At 65.0% G+C, this 16482-nt stretch carries 16 protein-coding genes; 6 read left to right on the top strand and 10 right to left on the bottom strand.

The window, feature by feature from the left end; translation table 11 throughout:
* Nucleotides 1–22: 22 nt before the first annotated feature.
* From F8197_RS27590 to rsmB, 10 genes are all read right to left on the bottom strand, one after another.
* On the bottom strand, nucleotides 23–1345 hold the full coding sequence (locus F8197_RS27590; protein WP_152885219.1) for an ABC transporter permease: 1323 nt from the start codon (nucleotides 1343–1345) through the stop codon (nucleotides 23–25).
* A gap of 11 nt (nucleotides 1346–1356) precedes the next feature.
* Complete coding sequence (locus F8197_RS27585) at nucleotides 1357–2307, bottom strand: ABC transporter ATP-binding protein (RefSeq protein ID WP_152885218.1); 951 nt, start codon at nucleotides 2305–2307, stop codon at nucleotides 1357–1359.
* A gap of 229 nt (nucleotides 2308–2536) precedes the next feature.
* Entirely contained in the window at nucleotides 2537–3814 is a 1278-nt protein-coding gene (locus F8197_RS27580) for an EAL and HDOD domain-containing protein (protein ID WP_152885216.1), read from the bottom strand.
* An 89-nt stretch (nucleotides 3815–3903) separates the two neighbouring features.
* A complete protein-coding gene (locus F8197_RS27575; RefSeq protein ID WP_056141753.1) occupies nucleotides 3904–4689 on the bottom strand; it encodes a class II glutamine amidotransferase in 786 nt (261 codons plus the stop codon).
* A gap of 92 nt (nucleotides 4690–4781) precedes the next feature.
* Nucleotides 4782–5039: a DUF3567 domain-containing protein gene (locus tag F8197_RS27570; protein WP_019924426.1), complete on the bottom strand. Its 258-nt coding sequence runs from the start codon at nucleotides 5037–5039 to the stop codon at nucleotides 4782–4784.
* Nucleotides 5040–5137: 98 nt separating this feature from the next.
* Complete coding sequence (locus F8197_RS27565) at nucleotides 5138–5545, bottom strand: GTPase (RefSeq protein ID WP_373997002.1); 408 nt, start codon at nucleotides 5543–5545, stop codon at nucleotides 5138–5140.
* Complete coding sequence (locus F8197_RS27560; protein ID WP_019924428.1) at nucleotides 5538–6263, bottom strand: response regulator; 726 nt, start codon at nucleotides 6261–6263, stop codon at nucleotides 5538–5540. Before F8197_RS27560 ends, F8197_RS27565 begins: the two co-directional genes overlap by 8 nt.
* Before the next feature lie 77 nt (nucleotides 6264–6340).
* Nucleotides 6341–8635, bottom strand: a complete 2295-nt coding sequence (locus F8197_RS27555) for an ATP-binding protein (protein ID WP_152885214.1) — start codon at nucleotides 8633–8635, stop codon at nucleotides 6341–6343.
* Nucleotides 8636–8644: 9 nt separating this feature from the next.
* Nucleotides 8645–9280, bottom strand: coding sequence for a DUF4390 domain-containing protein (locus tag F8197_RS27550; RefSeq protein ID WP_152885212.1), 636 nt, complete (start codon nucleotides 9278–9280; stop codon nucleotides 8645–8647).
* Nucleotides 9273–10685 (bottom strand): 16S rRNA (cytosine(967)-C(5))-methyltransferase RsmB, encoded by a 1413-nt coding sequence (gene rsmB, locus F8197_RS27545; RefSeq protein ID WP_152885210.1) that lies wholly within the window; start codon nucleotides 10683–10685, stop codon nucleotides 9273–9275. The genes F8197_RS27550 and rsmB overlap by 8 nt, the downstream gene beginning before the upstream one ends.
* A 240-nt stretch (nucleotides 10686–10925) precedes the next feature.
* Here rsmB and argS point away from each other — a divergent pair, with 240 nt between their 5' ends.
* The 6 genes from argS to F8197_RS27515 are packed head-to-tail and all read left to right on the top strand — an operon-like array spanning nucleotide 10926 to nucleotide 16462.
* Nucleotides 10926–12635, top strand: coding sequence for an arginine--tRNA ligase (gene argS, locus F8197_RS27540; RefSeq protein WP_152885208.1), 1710 nt, complete (start codon nucleotides 10926–10928; stop codon nucleotides 12633–12635).
* Between the two features lie 20 nt (nucleotides 12636–12655).
* Nucleotides 12656–13348, top strand: coding sequence for an SPOR domain-containing protein (locus F8197_RS27535; RefSeq protein ID WP_056142040.1), 693 nt, complete (start codon nucleotides 12656–12658; stop codon nucleotides 13346–13348).
* Between the two features lie 29 nt (nucleotides 13349–13377).
* A complete protein-coding gene (locus F8197_RS27530) occupies nucleotides 13378–14049 on the top strand; it encodes a thiol:disulfide interchange protein DsbA/DsbL (protein ID WP_026637762.1) in 672 nt (223 codons plus the stop codon).
* A 36-nt stretch (nucleotides 14050–14085) separates the two neighbouring features.
* Nucleotides 14086–14877 carry an SDR family oxidoreductase gene (locus tag F8197_RS27525; protein WP_152885207.1) on the top strand — a complete coding sequence of 264 codons (792 nt, stop codon included), beginning with the start codon at nucleotides 14086–14088 and terminating at the stop codon, nucleotides 14875–14877.
* Nucleotides 14874–15710, top strand: a complete 837-nt coding sequence (locus tag F8197_RS27520; RefSeq protein WP_152885205.1) for a biotin--[acetyl-CoA-carboxylase] ligase — start codon at nucleotides 14874–14876, stop codon at nucleotides 15708–15710. The genes F8197_RS27525 and F8197_RS27520 overlap by 4 nt, the downstream gene beginning before the upstream one ends.
* Complete coding sequence (locus F8197_RS27515; protein ID WP_152885203.1) at nucleotides 15701–16462, top strand: type III pantothenate kinase; 762 nt, start codon at nucleotides 15701–15703, stop codon at nucleotides 16460–16462. Before F8197_RS27520 ends, F8197_RS27515 begins: the two co-directional genes overlap by 10 nt.
* Nucleotides 16463–16482 lie beyond the last annotated feature (20 nt).

Genomic DNA, 16482 nt, shown 5'->3' with positions numbered 1-16482 from the left:
GCACAACTAGAACCGCACCAATTTACCCGCGCCCGTCGCGGGTAAATTTTGCCACCGCCAGTCCGCCGAACAGCACCGCAAACCCCAGCAGCCCCGCGATCGACGGCGCCGCGCCGGCCAGTCCCAGGCCGCGCCACGTGACGGCGTCAAAACCATCGATGGCCCAGCGCGTGGGCATCACCAGCGTGGCCGTCTGCATCCACTGCGGGAAGATGAACGACGGCACCCACGCGCCGCCCAGCACCACCATTATCAGGGTCGCAAACACGGCGATGCCGCGCGCCGCTTCCGGCGTCTTGCCAAAGGCCGCGATCAACAGGCCGAACGATGCGGTGACCAGCGCGAAGCCCACGGCCACACCGAGGAAGCCCGCCAGGCTGCCCACCTGCACGCCAAAAATCAGCGCCGCACACAGGAAGATCGCACACAGCAGGCCGACCGCGATCACGGTCGCCGACACCGCGCGTCCCGCCAACACGGTGGCCAGCGATATCGGCGCTGCCAGCAGCCGGTTCCAGATCCCGAGCCGGCGCGCGGCCAGCATGGCGATGCCCATCTCGATACCCATGAACAGGATGAACTGCACGCCCATGCCGCCGAACGAATGGGCGTAGCCATTGTATTTGGGGCCGCTGGACAGGGCCTCGTCGCGAGTGGCGAACGGCATCGACATGCCGCCTGCCTCGAATTCGGAGTCGGCTTTGGCGCCGGTGCGCGCCTGTTCCGCGTCCGCCACCGCGCGCTGGTCCTGGAATTTTTTCAGGCTGTCGAGGAAGTCGCCCAGCTGCGCGGCGGCGGGATCGGTGCGGGCCGCCTCGCGCACTTCGGCCAGCTGCCTGGCGGTGGTGGCGGCACCGGCGCTGCCCATTACGGCCGAACTGGTGGTCTGCATCACCTGCTGCGTGAGCAGGCCCTTGACCATCGCCAGCACCGTCGATTGCGATGGGTCGTAGTACAGCGGCAGCTCGGGTTTTTTTCCCTTGGGGCCGGCAAACAGCGCGCTGTCGGCAGCGTCGCCGAAGCCGGCGGGGATCACCACCGCGACCGCGAGTTTACCGGCGCGTACCTTTTCCTGCGCCTCTACCTCGGTCAGCTCGGTGACCCGCAATGTGCTTTCGGCTTTCAGGCCGGCGGCGATCTTGCGGCCGCTGGCCGACTGGTCGAGCACCACCAGGCCGATGTCGATCTTGCCGGTATTCGACTTCGACGCGCCGCCGAACAGCGAACCGAAAATCGCCGCCAGCAGCACCGGCATCAGCAAGTGCAGCATCAGCGCACGCTTGTCGTTGACGTACAGGATCAGGTCCTTGCGGACCAGTGCGAGGAAGGGAGTGATGGCTGTCATGGTGGTTCCCGTCAGTCGCGCAGGCTGCGGCCGGTAAGGTTGAGGAAGATGTTTTCCAGCGACGTGCGGGCGGTGGCGAAATGCAGCACCGGGATGTCTTGCGCCGCCAGCCAGGCCAGCACCGGCGCCGCGTGCACGCTGGCAGCGAGGTCGATATCGAGTGCGGCGCCCTCGGTGCGGATGGCGGTCACACCCGGTTGCGCGCGCAAGGCGCCGAGCAGCGCGGCCGTGGGCGGCACGGCCAGTTCCGCATGCAAGGCCGCCTGCGCGGGCAGGCGCTGGTACAGCGCGGCCGGGGTTTCGTCGGCCAGTACGCGGCCGTGGTCGATGATGACGATATGGTCGGCCAGCCGCTCCACCTCTTCCATGTAATGGCTGGTGTAGATCAGCGAACGGCCTTGCGCCTGCAGGGTTTCGAGCGTGTCGAAGATGGCGTTGCGGCTTTGCGGATCGACGCCCACGGTCGGTTCGTCAAGGATCAATAATTGCGGGTCGTGCAGCAGCGCGGCGGCGATATTGAGGCGGCGCTTCATGCCGCCCGAGAAGGTCGATGGCTTGTCGCGCGCGCGGTCGGCCAGGTTGACCAGCGCCAGCACGGCGTCGCAACGCTGCTTGAGGTGCGCGCCCTTCAAGCCATACAGGGCGCCAAACAGTTTGAGGTTGTCGATGGCGGGCAGGTCTTCGTACAGCGCCAGGTCTTGCGGCACATAACCGATGTTGGCCTTGGCGGCACTGGCGCCCTGCCCGACCGGCGCACCGTCCAGCGTGATGGTGCCGGTGTCGGGACGCAGCAGGCCGCAGATCATGCCGACAGTTGTCGATTTGCCGGCGCCGTTGGGGCCGATCAGGCCGACGGTCTGGCCTTGCCGCACCTGGAACGACACGCCATCGACCGCCCGCCGCTCGCCATACGATTTGCTGATGCCGTCCACCTGAAGCAGTACCGGTAATCTTGCCGCCATGATCATCCTTGCTGTTTTGACAGCAGACGAGCATAGCGTTTTGCTATCTATGCAGCAAGTTACAAATCAGCAATCTAGCGTTTTTCCCAAACATACAACAACCGTCTCGGGGTGCCTCGAAAACCGTAGCGAGCGGCTTGCTATCGTCTCGAGTAGCGCAAGCGTACGGAAGTACGCTGAGCAACGCAGAGGCGATAGCAGGCCGCGCAGTAGGTTTACGAGCGCCCCATCATAAAGCGTAGCGGACGACGTTATCGCTCCACTCGAAGGCGGCCAGCTCAAGCTCGACCAGCTCTTCCGGGCTCATCGCCAGCTCACGCAGCGCGGGCAATACCTGGTGGTCGAGTTCCTCGATCCGTTCCAGCGACTCGGCCAGGGTCAGCAGTTCGCCATAGAAACCGGTACGGTCGAGCAAGGCGGCCGCGACTTCGTCAATTACGGGGATCTGGCCGAGGATTTCGTACATCGGCATGCCAAACAGCGTGTCCATCAGCGACATGATGCCGACCGTGAATGCGACATCGGCTGCGTGCGGTTCGCGCGGGCGCAGCCGGCTGGCCAGCAGTTCGAGCAGGCGGCCGCGCGTGGTGGCCAGCATCAGCAGCGGCGTCATGCTGTGGCCGCGCTTGCTCGGTTCGGCATACAGCATGATTTGCAGCCAGCGCTGCAACTGGCGCCGGCCCAGCAGGGTCAGGGCCTGGCCCAGCGAATCGATGCGCTGGCGCGCACCCACGGCCGGGGTGTTGACCAGTCGCAGCAGGTTCAGCGCCAGCGAAACGTCGCGCTTGATGGCGCGCTCGATTTCCGGATTATCGGCGTCGGACGTGACCAGGGTCATCAGTTCCATCACCGCCAGTTGCGACGGCGACAGCTTCTTGCCGCTCATGATCACAGGCTTGGAAAAATAATAGCCCTGGAAATAGTCGAAGCCGAGGTCGAGCGCGTTCTTGAATTCTTCCCGCGTCTCGACTTTTTCCGCCACCAGCTTCTTGCGCTGCTGGTGGAACTGCGGCGCCAGCTGCATCAGGGTGGACAGCGGCGTGTGGTGCACATCCATCTTGACGTATTGCACCAACGGCAACAGGGCAGCGGTTTGCCCCGCCTCGTGGCCGCCGTGCAGGGCAAACTGGAAACCGTGGCTGGCCAATTCGTGCATACGCTCAAGCAACTCCGGCGTGGCCACCACGGTGCCGGCGATTTCCAGCACCACGCGTTGCGGTGGCAGGAAGGCGAAGATATCGGTCAGCAACACGTCGGCATCGACATTGACGAAGCCGCGGGCCTCGCCGATCGTCCGTTCCATACCCAGCTGCGAGGCATGGGCAATCACGGCCGCCGTGGCGGACAGCTCGTCGGTGACCAGCGCCGGCCCCACCGGCTCGTTACGAAACAGCAACTCGTATCCGAACAGCGCCTGGTTGCGGTCCAGGATGGGCTGGCGGCCCAGGTAAAATTCGCGCACGCGCAGCTTGCGGGCGCCGTCGTCGTTGGCGGAAAGATCGATCATGTGCGTCAGTCAAAAATATTGGGCAGGTCGCCTACCATTTTGACAGCAATGCCTGCCCATGTGGCGATCACTGATTGTGTTTCGCCGCTTTAATCGCCGCTTTGCATCGTTTGTTGCGGGGCGCCATCAATAAACAGCTTCAGCTCACCTGGTGCGAAGGCAATCCAGCGCTCGTTGGTGGTCAACGGTTCGGTGACGATTACCGCCACGCGGTCGTCCGGCGTGGTGACCTGGGCGAAATCGACGGTGACATCCTCATCCGACAGCATGGCGGTGTCGAACGGATGCTGGCGCACCAGGTAGAACAGGCGGGTGGAGCAATGGGCAAACAGCTCGCCGCCCGACGACAGCAGCATGTTGAAGGTGCCGTGGGTGGCGATCTCGGCCACCAGCGGTTGCAGCGCCGCGTGCAAATCGTCGCGCGTGGGCCGTTGCTCGCCGAAACGCGCGCGCAACTGCTGCAAGATATAGCAAAAAGCCCGCTCGCTGTCCGTGGTGCCCACCGGGCGGAAAGCGCCGTTGAGCAGCGGATTGAATTCCTTGAGGTCGCCGTTATGGGCGAATACCCAGTATTGCCCCCACAGCTCGCGCACGAACGGGTGGCAATTTTCCAGCGCGACCTGGCCTTGGGTGGCCTTGCGGATGTGGGCAATGACGTTGGTGGACTTGATCGGGTAGTTCTTGATCAGCTCGGCAATCGGCGAAGCGATCGCGGCCTGGTGATCGACGAAGTGGCGCACGCCGGCGCCCTCGAAGAAGGCGATACCCCAGCCGTCGTGGTGGTGGTCGGTGCGGCCGCCGCGCATGGCGAAGCCGGTAAAGCTGAACACAATGTCGGTTGGCACATTGCAGTTCATGCCCAGAAGTTGGCACATGATGATCTCTTAAAATGAAGCTGGCGTGCGCATCGTAACCGAATCGGCCCCCGATGCGCAGCCATAAAGAGCACCTGCGCCGTATTTATACCTTAATGCAACAGCACCGGCTGACTCATGAGCTCATCGTAACTGCCCAAAAATTCATCGATTTCAGCCATGGTGGGCTCGTTGGCGATCAGTTCGTTGACATCGCGACGGAAGTTTTGCGCCAGGACGCCATTGATGAAGATCTCGCGCTTGCCGCCTTTGTCGACGATTTCATAGCCGCCAAAGCGCAAGGCGTCCAGAGTGCGGTCGGCGCCAAACTCGACAACGCTGTACTGCTCGCTGTTATAGATGAGATTCATATTGCTTCCTTTCTCCAGGGGGCCTGCTTGGTTACACTCTCAGCCTGTTAAATAGGGCCGAAAGCAGATGATTCAAGGGCTTGCTGTAGTGCCGGCTTTCAGGCCGCGATATCGGGTTGCAATGCCAGCAAAGCATCGTACGGCGGCCCGGACAGCCACTCGCGCAGCAGTGCCAGGTGCTCGGCCGAGGCCAGGCTGATGTAGAGCTGAGCGGGGGGACGGCGCAGCACACGGTTCAATGTTACCCGTAAAACGAGATTGCCGCTGCAATGCAAACAGCCGGGTGCGATCCGGATAACATTCGCGGCATATTTTGGAGGGGAATCTTCAAACACCAGGGCCGAGCCGCCATCGGACAGGCCTTCGAGGATGATGGCGCTGGGCACGCCCGGCTGCAGCAGCGCGGCAATGGCGGTCTCGCGCGCACCGGCGCGGGGGCCCGTGACCAGCCACGTGGGCACCGGCGCCCGGGGGCCGGCGGCCACCGTGGCGTTGACGTCAGTCACGGGCTGAGGCGGCCTTTTTTGCCAGTTTGCCCGGCTCCACACCCAGTTGCTTGAGCTTGCGGTACAGGTGGGTACGCTCGAGACCGGTTTTCTCGGCCACGCGCGTCATGCTGCCGCCTTCGCGCCCCAGGTGGTGCTCGAAGTACATGCGTTCGAACGCATCGCGCGCCTCGCGCAGCGGCAGGTCGAACGACAGGCTGAACGAGTGGTTGTCGGCGCCGGCCACGGTGGCGCCGCCGCGCACGGCAATCGCCGCTGCCGGGTTCGGTGCATTGAAGGCTGCGCCGGGCGCTTCCTCGGGCTGGGCCGCCAGTACCGGGCGCGGCGCCACTGGCGGCGTGCGCACGGTTTCCTGGGCGCGCGTGAGGCCCGCCTGCACTGCCTTGAGCAGTTTTTGCAGCGCGATCGGCTTCTCGAGGAAGTTCAGTGCGCCGATGCGGGTGGCCTCGACCGCCGTATCGATGGTCGCGTGGCCCGACATCATGATCACCGGCATCGTCAGCAAACCATCACGCTGCCATTCCTTGAGCAGGGTCACGCCGTCGGTATCGGGCATCCAGATATCGAGCAATACCAGGTCGGGTGCACCGGCGGCACGCGCCTCGCGCGCCTGCTGGGCGTTTTCCGCCAGTTGAATTGCGTGTCCTTCATCGCTGAGGATTTCCGAGAGCAACTCGCGGATGCCCATCTCATCGTCCACTACCAGTATGTTTGCCATCTTCCCTCGCCTTCTACATGTCGCCGTCGTGCGGCGTCGTTTGCTTATTTATTTTCTAAATGCGTTGCTTACTTCGATTAAACATTTTGCATTGTCGGCGCTAACTTTAACAGCAAAATCAATATGGACGCGCCACTTCTTTCAGTGTGGTTCTGGATATCGATTCTGCCGCCGTGTTCGTCGATAATCTTCTTCACCATCGCCAGGCCCAGGCCGGTTCCGCGCGCCTTGGAAGTGACATATGGTTCAAATGCGCGCGCCAGGATCTTGGGCGCGAAGCCGGGACCATTGTCGCTGATCGACAGCCGCACCGCCATCCGTTCGCCACCGTCCGCGCCCCGATAATGAATCGCTTCGGTGACCACGTCAATCCGCGGCGCCGGGGCGTCCGCCGGCAACTCGGCCATGGCATCCTGGGCGTTTTGCAGCAGGTTATGTATGACCTGGCGCAACTGGGTCGCATCGCCCATGACTGGCGGCAAGTTTTGCGCCAGTTGCGGGTGGATGATGTCGCTGCTCTCGCCGCTCAGGTACAGGTCGAGGATTTCGCCCACCAGCGCGTTCAGGTCGAGCGGATGCAGCACCGCCGGCGGCGTGCGCGCATAGTCGCGGAAGTCGTCCACCATGCGCTTCATGGCCGCCACCTGGTTGACGATGGTGGTCGTGCTCTTGGCCAGCAGCTCGGTATCAGGCGAAACCAGCTTGCTTTCCAGTTTCATTTGCAGGCGCTCGGCCGATAGCTGGATCGGCGTCAGCGGATTCTTGATTTCGTGAGCCAGCCGGCGTGCCACCTCGCCCCAGGCGATCGAGCGCTGCGCCGAAATCACGTCGGAAATATCGTCGAACACCACCAGGTAGCCGCTGCCGCCCTCGATCGGCAGGCGCGAGCCGCGCGTGAGCAGGGTCAGATCGTGGTCGTCCAGGCTGGCCGAGCGGCGCGGCACCTCGATCTGGCGCTGCCAGTGCGTGCGCTGGGCGGTGCGCCCGGCGGCCGACTGCGCGCTCTGGGCGGCAAAGCCGGCCACGATGGCGGCGCCGAACTCCTGCATGCCGTCCACTTCGTCGAGCTTGCGACCGATCATGGTCATGCCCGGCAATTGCAGGATGCGCTCGACCGAATCGTTAAAGCTGATCAGGTGGAATTCGGCATCGAGCACCATCACCCCGGCCGACATATTGGCCAGCACCGATTCCAGGTGGGCCTTGGCGTTTTGCAGCGCCGTGCGGTTGCGCTCGACCGCGCTGCGGGCATCCGACAGTTGCCGCGTCATGGTATTGAACGATTGCGTCAGCGTGCCCAGCTCGTCGGACGTGGCGACGATCGGCCGTGGCGACAGGTCGCCCTCGGCCACCGCGCGCGTGCCCTCGGCCAGCAGCAACAGCGGCTGGGCCAGGTCGCGGGCGATCAGGAAGGCGCTGGCAATGGCGCCAAACACTGCCAGCAGCAGGGTCAGCGTCAGGGTGACGATATACATCTTGCGCAAGCCCACGCGCGCGACGAAGCGTTCCTTGTAATTGGAATAGGCACTGCGGATGGTCTCGCCGTTGGCAGCGAGCTTGGCGGGCGCCAGCTGGATCAGTTGCAGGTAGCGCGGCGCCAGGCGGAAGCCGTTGGGCCGCACCACCTCGGGAATGGCCATCACCACGCGCAGGCGCAGCTGGCTGGCGCTGTCCGGCTGGTTGACGGGCGCGGTGGGGACATCGATCAGGTTGCTGCGCAGTTCGTTGCCGCCCTCGGGTGCACCGTAGGACACCTCGCTCTTGGCGCGGGCCATCATCTCCCTGGTGGGCAGGTCGGCGCTGAGGTTGCCGCCGCTACTGGCGCGGGCGCTGACCACCAGGCCGCCTTCGGCATCGACAATGATGGCGTTCTGCATGCCGGGATGATTCTTGACCAGTTCGGCGAGCATCTGGCGCTCGGTACCGGTGGGTTCCTGGGCCAGCCGTTCGGTGGCGCGGGCTGCGGTCACGGTCAGCTCGCCGAGCGCGGCGTCGAGCCCGGCACGGCTGAGGTCGATACCGGCCTCCAGCGCCTCTTCCACCGGCACGTTGAACCAGGAATCGATCGAATGCGAGACGAACTGCACCGACACCAGGAAGATCACCAGCCCCGGCAGTACGCCGATGGCGGCAAACAGCAGCACCAGCCGGGTCATCAGCTTGGAGCCGAACTTGCCATCCTTGTAACGGCCGTACAGGCGGAACAGCGAGATGGCGACGAGCAGCAGCAGCGCGCCGGCCACCGCCGCGTTCAGGCCCAGCAGCCAGGCATAGTAGCGGTCGAAGAAGCCGGAGTTATCGGAGGCGGAAGCCAGCAGGAACAGCAGGATGCTGACGAAGGCGCCGCCGACGACCGCAAAGTACCGCAGCATCCTGCTCACTTATTCGGCCCTGTAAAGGAAGGATTTTTTGTCCGACGCCAGGCGCCATTCATTGTTGTTGAGGGCGTTGATCTGGATCGGCTTGGGCAGGTAGTTGGGGTCGAGCCCCATCGACAGCTTGACGGTATAGGTTTCGCCCACCTTGAGCGCGCCGCGCGGCGCCACGATCCAGCGGTTGGGGCGGCGGATCTGGAACAGCGCGTCGTCGAGCGACGAATAGCTTTGCGCCACGCTGCCGGTGATGCCCACCGTGTACTGGCGGGTGAGCACGTTGAACCAGATCTTGGCGGTCTGGCGCGCGACGATGGCTTTCTCGTCGAACCAGTACCAGCGCGGGCGCGAGAATTCGATGGTGGTGGTGAAGTACAGCGGCACGCCGTATTGCAGCGCGTCTTCCAGGCCGTGATTGAGGTCGAAACCGTAGGTGGCCGACAGGCGGTAGCCTTCTTCGGTCGCTTCCACGAAGGCGCGCTTGATCTCGACGCCGTCCGCAGCGCGAGCCGCCTGCGGCATGGCGCAGGCAAGGAGCAGCAGCAAGGGGCCGATCAACAGGCGCAGAAATCGAAGGGTCACGGTGCTCAACAGGTGCGGGGTGGCTAAAGCTTGGGCAAAATCGCTGGCAAAACGGTTACGCATTTTTCTGGAACAGCGCGTAGAACAAACCATCGTGATCCTGCCCGTCGCCACCGGCGGGAAGCAATTGGCCCGGCGCGTCGAGGCGCGCGGCGCCGTGGCGCATGGCAAACGCGGCCGCCTGCGCCTCGGATTCCTGGGGCCACAAGGAACATGTCACGAACAGCAATTTACCACCGGGGGCAAGCATCTGCCAAAGGTTGTCGAGGATTTTGGCCGAAAGTGTTGCAAGTTGGAGCGTGTCGCCCTTGCGGCGCAACCAGCGGATATCGGGGTGGCGGCGCACGATGCCCGACGCCGTGCACGGCACGTCGGCCAGGATACGGTCGAACAACTGACCGTCCCACCAGTCCGAGGTCTCGGCCGGAGCAGCCTTGAGTTCGGCGTCCAGTTGCAGCCGTTCGAGGTTTTCGCCCACCCGCGCCAGCCGCTTGGCGTCGGCGTCAAGCGCGGTCACGTGCACGTTGGCCAGTTCCAGGATGTGGCAGGTTTTGCCGCCCGGGGCAGCGCAGGCGTCGAGTACGCGCATGCCATCGACCACATCGAGCAGCGGCGCGGCCAGCTGGGCGCCGGCGTCCTGCACCGACACCACGCCGTCGTTAAAGCCGGGGATCAGGCTGACGGCCACCGGTCTGACCAGGCGCACGGCCGACGGGCCGATGCGGGTGGCGGCCATGCCGGCCTGCTCCAGCACGGCCAGGTAGTCTTCCACCGAGCTTTTACGCACGTTGACGCGCAAGGTGAGCGGCGGCGCGGTGTTGCCGGTGGTGAGCACGCCCTGCCAGTCCTGCGGCCAGGCCGCGCGCACGGCGTCGATCCACCATTGCGGGTAGTTCCAACGGGCCAGCGGCTGCAGCGACGCGGTATCGAGCAGATTCTGGCGCTCGCGCAGGAAGCGGCGCAGCACGGCGTTGACCATGCCTTTGGCGCGCGCGGTGTCCGGGTGCGCTTCGGCGGCGGTCACGGTCTGATCGACCACGGTGAATTCTTCGTACGGCGCGGTCTCGTCCGGGGCATTGATCAGCGCCAGCGCGCAGGCCAGCAGGGCCGCCACCAGCGGCTCGGGGGCTTTCGGGGCCATCAGGCCCACCAGGGTTTCGCTCTGGCCCAGCTGGCGCATGCAGCGGTAGCTGATGTCCTGCATGGCGCCGCGCGCCTGCGGCGTGGCATCGCCACCGAGGCGGGCCCACACCTGCACCAGCGCCTGTGGCAGGTTGGTGCCGGTGCGCACCAGCGCCACGGCTTGCGCCGCGCCGATCAGGGAAAATGCGAGGGAATCCGGTTTGAGGCCGGTATTAAAACCTGTTTGCAGCGCCGGCTTGAGGTCGCGCGCGTGGCTGGCGCGCAGCTTGGGCGCAGCGGGCTTGGCGGGGGACTTCAGGGAAAGTGTCGGTCGCTGCTTGTTCATATGCTAATTCCAGATGGCGGCCGGCAGCCGTGATCGCGCAGTATACAGCAGCACCTTTCATATGGCGATGATAAGCGCGGGCGGCAGATGTAAATCTCGTTTCAGATACCGACGCGCGGTGACCGGGGTCGGGCAAACCAGTATAATATTTGCAGTTTGGCTCGTGCTTCCGCGCCTGCCCGAAGCGTAACACTTCGCATTTTGATGATTATTTAGCGCGGCTCCGCCGCCACCCTGCTCATGCTCGCCCAACAAAAACAAGATATCACCGCCCTGTTCCAGGCCGCCCTTGCTCCGATCCTCGCTGGCACGGAAGTCTCCGCCAACGTCGTGCTCGAGCGCCCGCGCGATCCGTCGCACGGCGACGTCGCCTGCAACATCGCCATGCAACTGGCCAAGCAACTCAAGATGAACCCGCGCGAGCTGGCTACCCGCCTGGTCGATGCGCTGCGCGCCGATCCTGCCGCCGCCGGCCTGGTGGAGTCCGTGGATATCGCCGGCCCCGGCTTCATCAACCTGCGCGTGACCGCAGCGGCCAAGCAGGCCGTGGTCAAGGCCGTGCTGGCCCAGGGCGCAGCGTACGGTCGCAGCGCCACCGGCACCGGCCAGAAAGTGATCATCGAATTCGTCTCCGCCAACCCCACCGGTCCGCTGCACGTGGGCCACGGCCGCCAGGCCGCGCTGGGCGATGCGCTGTCGTCGCTGTTTGGCAGCCAGGGCTACGACGTTACCCGCGAGTTCTATTACAACGACGCCGGCGTGCAGATTCAAACCCTGGCCAACTCGGTGCAGGCACGCCTGCGCGGCCACAAGCCCGGCGACGCGGCCTGGCCCGAATCGGCCTACAACGGCGACTACATCGCCGACATCGCCGCCGACTTCCTGGCCAAAAAGACCGTGTCGGCTTCCGACGGGGCGCCGGCCACCGCCTCGGGCGATATCGAGGACATCGAATCGATCCGCGCGTTTGCCGTGACGTACCTGCGCAACGAGCAGGACATCGACCTGCAGGCGTTCGGCGTCAAGTTCGACAACTACTACCTCGAATCGTCGCTGTACCAGGACGGCAAGGTCGAAGCCGCCGTGGACATGCTCAACAAATCGGGCAAAACCTACGAGGAAGAAGGCGCGCTGTGGCTGCGCACCGAAGACTACGGCGACGACAAGAACCGCGTAATGCGCAAGACCGACGGCACCTACACGTACTTCGTGCCCGACGTTGCGTACCACATCGTCAAGTTCCAGCGCGGTTACAACCAGGCCATCAACGTGCAAGGTTCCGACCACCACGGCACCATCGCCCGCGTGCGCGCCGGCCTGCAAGCGGTCGGCCTGGGCATTCCGCAAGGCTTCCCCGACTACGTGCTGCATAAAATGGTCACTGTCATGAAGGGCGGCGAAGAGGTGAAAATCTCCAAGCGCGCCGGTTCGTACGTCACCGTGCGCGACCTGATCGAATGGTCGGGCGGCGGCGATGACACCCGCGGCCGCGATGCCGTGCGCTTCTTCCTCATCTCGCGCAAGGCCGATACCGAATTCGTGTTCGACGTCGATGTCGCGCTGAAAACCTCGGACGAGAACCCGGTCTATTACGTGCAGTACGCCCACGCGCGCATCTGCCGCATGCTGGAACAGTGGACTGGCGACGAAGCCTCGCTGGCCAACGTGGACCTGGCGCCGCTCACCGCCCCTACCGAAGCGACCTTGCTGGCCACCCTGGCTGCGTACCCGGAAACGCTGGCGCGCGCGCAAGCGGAGCTGGGCCCGCACCAGATCGCGTTCTACCTGCGCGACCTGGCCGCCAACCTGCACAGCTTCTATTTCGCCGAGCGCGTGCTGGTGGACGACGAGGCGCTCAAGGCTGCGCGTATCGCGCTGATGGTCGCCACGCGCCAGGTGCTGCGCAACGGCCTGGCGCTGATCGGCGTTTCGGCTCCCAATAAAATGTAATGATCAGGATCTCCAGCACAATGACTTTCCGCACTCCGCAGCTCCGTACCCCGCGCCAACAGGGCAATACCTTCGTCGGCATCGTTATCGGCCTGGTCATCGGCCTGGCCGTGGCGGTGGTCGTGGCGCTGGTGATCAACAAGGGCGCCTCGCCGTTTACCGACAAGGCCCGCAACAGCAAGTCGGCCGAAACCACGGCGGGCCAGGCGGCCGATCCGAACAAGCCGATGTACGGCAACAAGGAAGCGGCACGCGCCGCCGCCAAGGACCTGGGCCGCGAGCCGCCACCACCGGCGCCGGCCACCCCGCCGCCGCCCGAGCCGGCACCGGCCAAGGCGGCCGACCAGTTGCAGGCCGTGGTCGACCGCATCCAGGGCACGCCGGCTGAAAAGCCACGCGCCTCCAACGTCACGCCGGTGCCGACCGGCAAGGCACCAACCACTGCGGCCACCACGCCAGCGGCCGCCGGCGACGAGAAATACATCTATTACCTGCAAGCGGGCGCGTTCCGCGAAGTGGCCGACGCCGAAAGTGCGCGCGGCAAGCTGGCCCTGCTCGGCTTCGAAGCCACGCTGTCGGACCGCACCACCGATACCGGCGTGCTGCACCGCGTGCGCATCGGCCCGTTCCAGCAGGTCGAGGCGATGAACAAGGTGCGCAGCAAGCTGTCGGAAAACGGCATCGATGTGGCTGTCGTACGCAATCAGAAATAACTGAGCAAAAGTAAATCCAAGGAGTGAAGATGCGAGTCCTGAAATACGCAGTAAGCGCCATGCTGATGAGCGCCGTGGTCCTGTCGGCCTCGGCCTCGCCTACCGATCCGAAAAACGGCGTCGAATACCGCACCCTGCCCACGCCGCAACAGGCCGACGCGAAAAAAGTGGAAGTGATCGAATTCTTCGACTACGCCTGCCCGCACTGCTACGCGCTCGACCCGTCGCTGCAAGCCTGGATCAAGAAGCAGGGCGGCGCCATCATCTTCAAGCGCGTGCACATCTCGCGCACCGGCACCGACCTGCCGCAGCAAAAAATGTTCTACACGCTCGAATCGATGGGCCTGATGAACGACGCCATGAACACCAAGATCTTCACCGAGATGCACGTCAACCGCAATCGCATGAACCGCGACGAGCTGGTGTTCGACTTCATCGCCAAGCAGGGCGTCGATCGCCAGAAGTTCATCGACACCTATCGCGGTTTCGGCGTGCAGGGCCAGGTGCGGCGTGCCTCGTCGCTGATGGATACCTACGGCGTCGATTCGTGGCCGATGTTCGCCATCGATGGCAAGTACGTGACCTCGCCGGCCATGTCCGACGAAGCCACCAAGGCCGCCACCACCGAAGCGCAACTGCACGCGCAGGGCTTCCAGGTGATGGACGTACTGGTCGCCAAGGCGAAAGCGGAAAAGAAGTAAGCATGTCCCGCCCGGACGCGCCCATGGAGCGCCACCATGCAGCCTGAGTGGAGCCACCAGCGCGTGTTCATCACCGGCGCCTCGAGCGGCATCGGCGCCGCGCTGGCCGCGCATTACGCGGCACTGGGCGCCACGCTGGGCCTGCTGGCCCGGCGCGGTCCGGCGCTCGATCAGCTGATCGCCACCCTGCCCCAACCTGAACGCCACCGCGCCTACGCGGTCGATGTGCGCGACCACGCTGCCATTGCCGCTGCCGCGCAAGACTTCATCACCTGTACCGGTGGCATCGACGTGGTGATCGCCAATGCCGGCATCTCGGTGGGCACCCTCACCGAATACGCCGAAGACTTGCCGGTGTTCGCCGACATCGTCGCCACCAACCTCACCGCCACCGCCGCCACGTTCGCGCCATTCATCGCCACCATGAAGGCGCAGCGCGCGCCGGCACGGCTGGTGGGCATCGGCAGCGTGGCCGGCATCCGTGGCCTGCCCGGCGCCGAAGCGTACAGCGCGTCCAAGGCCGCCGTGATCAGCTACTGCGAATCGCTGCGCCTGGAGCTCAAGCCTTACGGTATCAAGGTTGTCACGCTGTGCCCCGGCTATATCGACACGCCAATGACCCGCGTCAATCCGTACCCGATGCCGTTCCTGATGGCGCCCGATCGCTTCGCCGCGCGCGCTGCACGCGTTATCGACGCCGGCAGCAGCTATGCCGTGATTCCGTGGCAGATGGGCGTGGTGGCCAAGGTGCTGCGCCTGCTGCCCAACCCGGTGTACGACTTCGCCTTCGGCAAGGCGCCGCACAAACCGCGCAAACAAACTTCATGAACAATCACTCCACGCTCGTCTCTCCAGCCGCAGTCACCGCGCTGTGTGCCGCCAGCGCCAGCCACGTGGCGATCGAAGCGGTGTTTGAGACCGGTTCCACCAATGCCGACCTGCTGGCGCGCCTGAACGACCTGGGCACCTTGAGCGGCCCGCTGCTGCGCATCGCCGACCAGCAAAGCGCGGGACGTGGCCGCGCCGGACGCAGCTGGCTGTCCGCGCCCGGTGCGGCGTTGATGTTCTCGCTGGCGTGGCGCTTCCAGGGTCCGCTGCACCGCATGACCGGCCTGCCGATGGCGGTCGGCGTGGCGCTGGCCGAAACCATTGCCGGCCTGGGCGTACCGGTGCAGATCAAGTGGCCCAACGACCTGCTGAAGGGCGGCGACAAGCTGGCCGGCATCCTGGTCGAAACCTGCGTCGATAAGACAGATGGCGCCATCTGGGCCGTGATCGGCACCGGCATCAACCTCCTGATGCCCGATGCGCTGGAACAGCAGATCGGCCGCAGCGTGGCCGCCGCCCCGTGGCTGGCGCAAATGGACCGCAACGCGCTGGTGGCCGCGCTCCTGAACCGCCTGGCAGCGGTGCTGGCCGAATTCGACGACACCGGCTTTGCGCCGTTTGCCGAACGCTGGAACGCGCTGCATGCGTGGCACGGCCGCGAGGTTGTTCTGCTCGACGACGGCCAGGTGCTGCAACAGGGCCGCGCCGTGGGCGTGGACGCCATCGGCCGCCTGCTGCTCGATACAGCAGGCGGCCGGGTCGAAGTCCTGTCCGGCGATGTCTCGCTGCGGCTCTCTCCCGAACAATCAACCGGAAACACCCCATGCTCCTGATCGATGCCGGCAACACCCGCGTGAAATGGGCGCTGGCCGCCAATGATGCCGCCCCGGGCGACTGGCTCGAACACGGCGCCGTCACCCATGCCGACCTGCCGCAGCTGGAACTGGCATGGAGCGAAGCCGTGGCGCGCCACGGCGTGGGTCGCATCGTGATCGCCAACGTGGCCGGCAACGCGCTGCGGGTGCAGCTCGAGTACGTGCTGCAGCGGGCGTTTCCGGCGCTGGACCTGGACCAGGCGATTACCTGGTTCGCGTCTTTGCCGGCATTGGCGGGTGTGACCAACGGCTACCGCAATCCCGCGCAACTCGGGTGCGACCGCTTTGCTGCCGCCATCGGCGGCCACGCGCTGGCGCCGGGCCAGTCCATCATCGTCGCCAACTGCGGCACCGCCACCACCATCGACGCCATTACCGCCGACGGCTTTTTCCTGGGCGGTATGATCCTGCCGGGACTGGGCCTGATGGCTGGCGCGCTGGCGCGCAACACGGCGCAGCTCCCCCGCATTGCGCACGACGCCAAGCTGCCCGACGGCTTCGCCGACAATACCGACGACGCCATCCTGAGCGGCTGCATGGTGGCCCAGAGCGGCGCCATCGAACACGCGTTTGCCCAGCATGGCGCGGCCATGTGCATCCTGTCCGGCGGCGCCGCGCCGCATATCGCACCGCTGCTGACGGTGCCGTACCGCCTGATCGACAATGTAGTGCTGATCGGCCTGCACGCCTCGGCCGCTGCCGACATTTAACCGTTCCAACCAGGGAAGCC

The sequence above is a fragment of the Duganella sp. FT27W genome (genome assembly GCF_009295655.1).
GTDB lineage: Bacteria > Pseudomonadota > Gammaproteobacteria > Burkholderiales > Burkholderiaceae_D > Rugamonas > Rugamonas zoogloeoides.
This window is presented reverse-complemented; position numbering and strand designations above follow the sequence as displayed.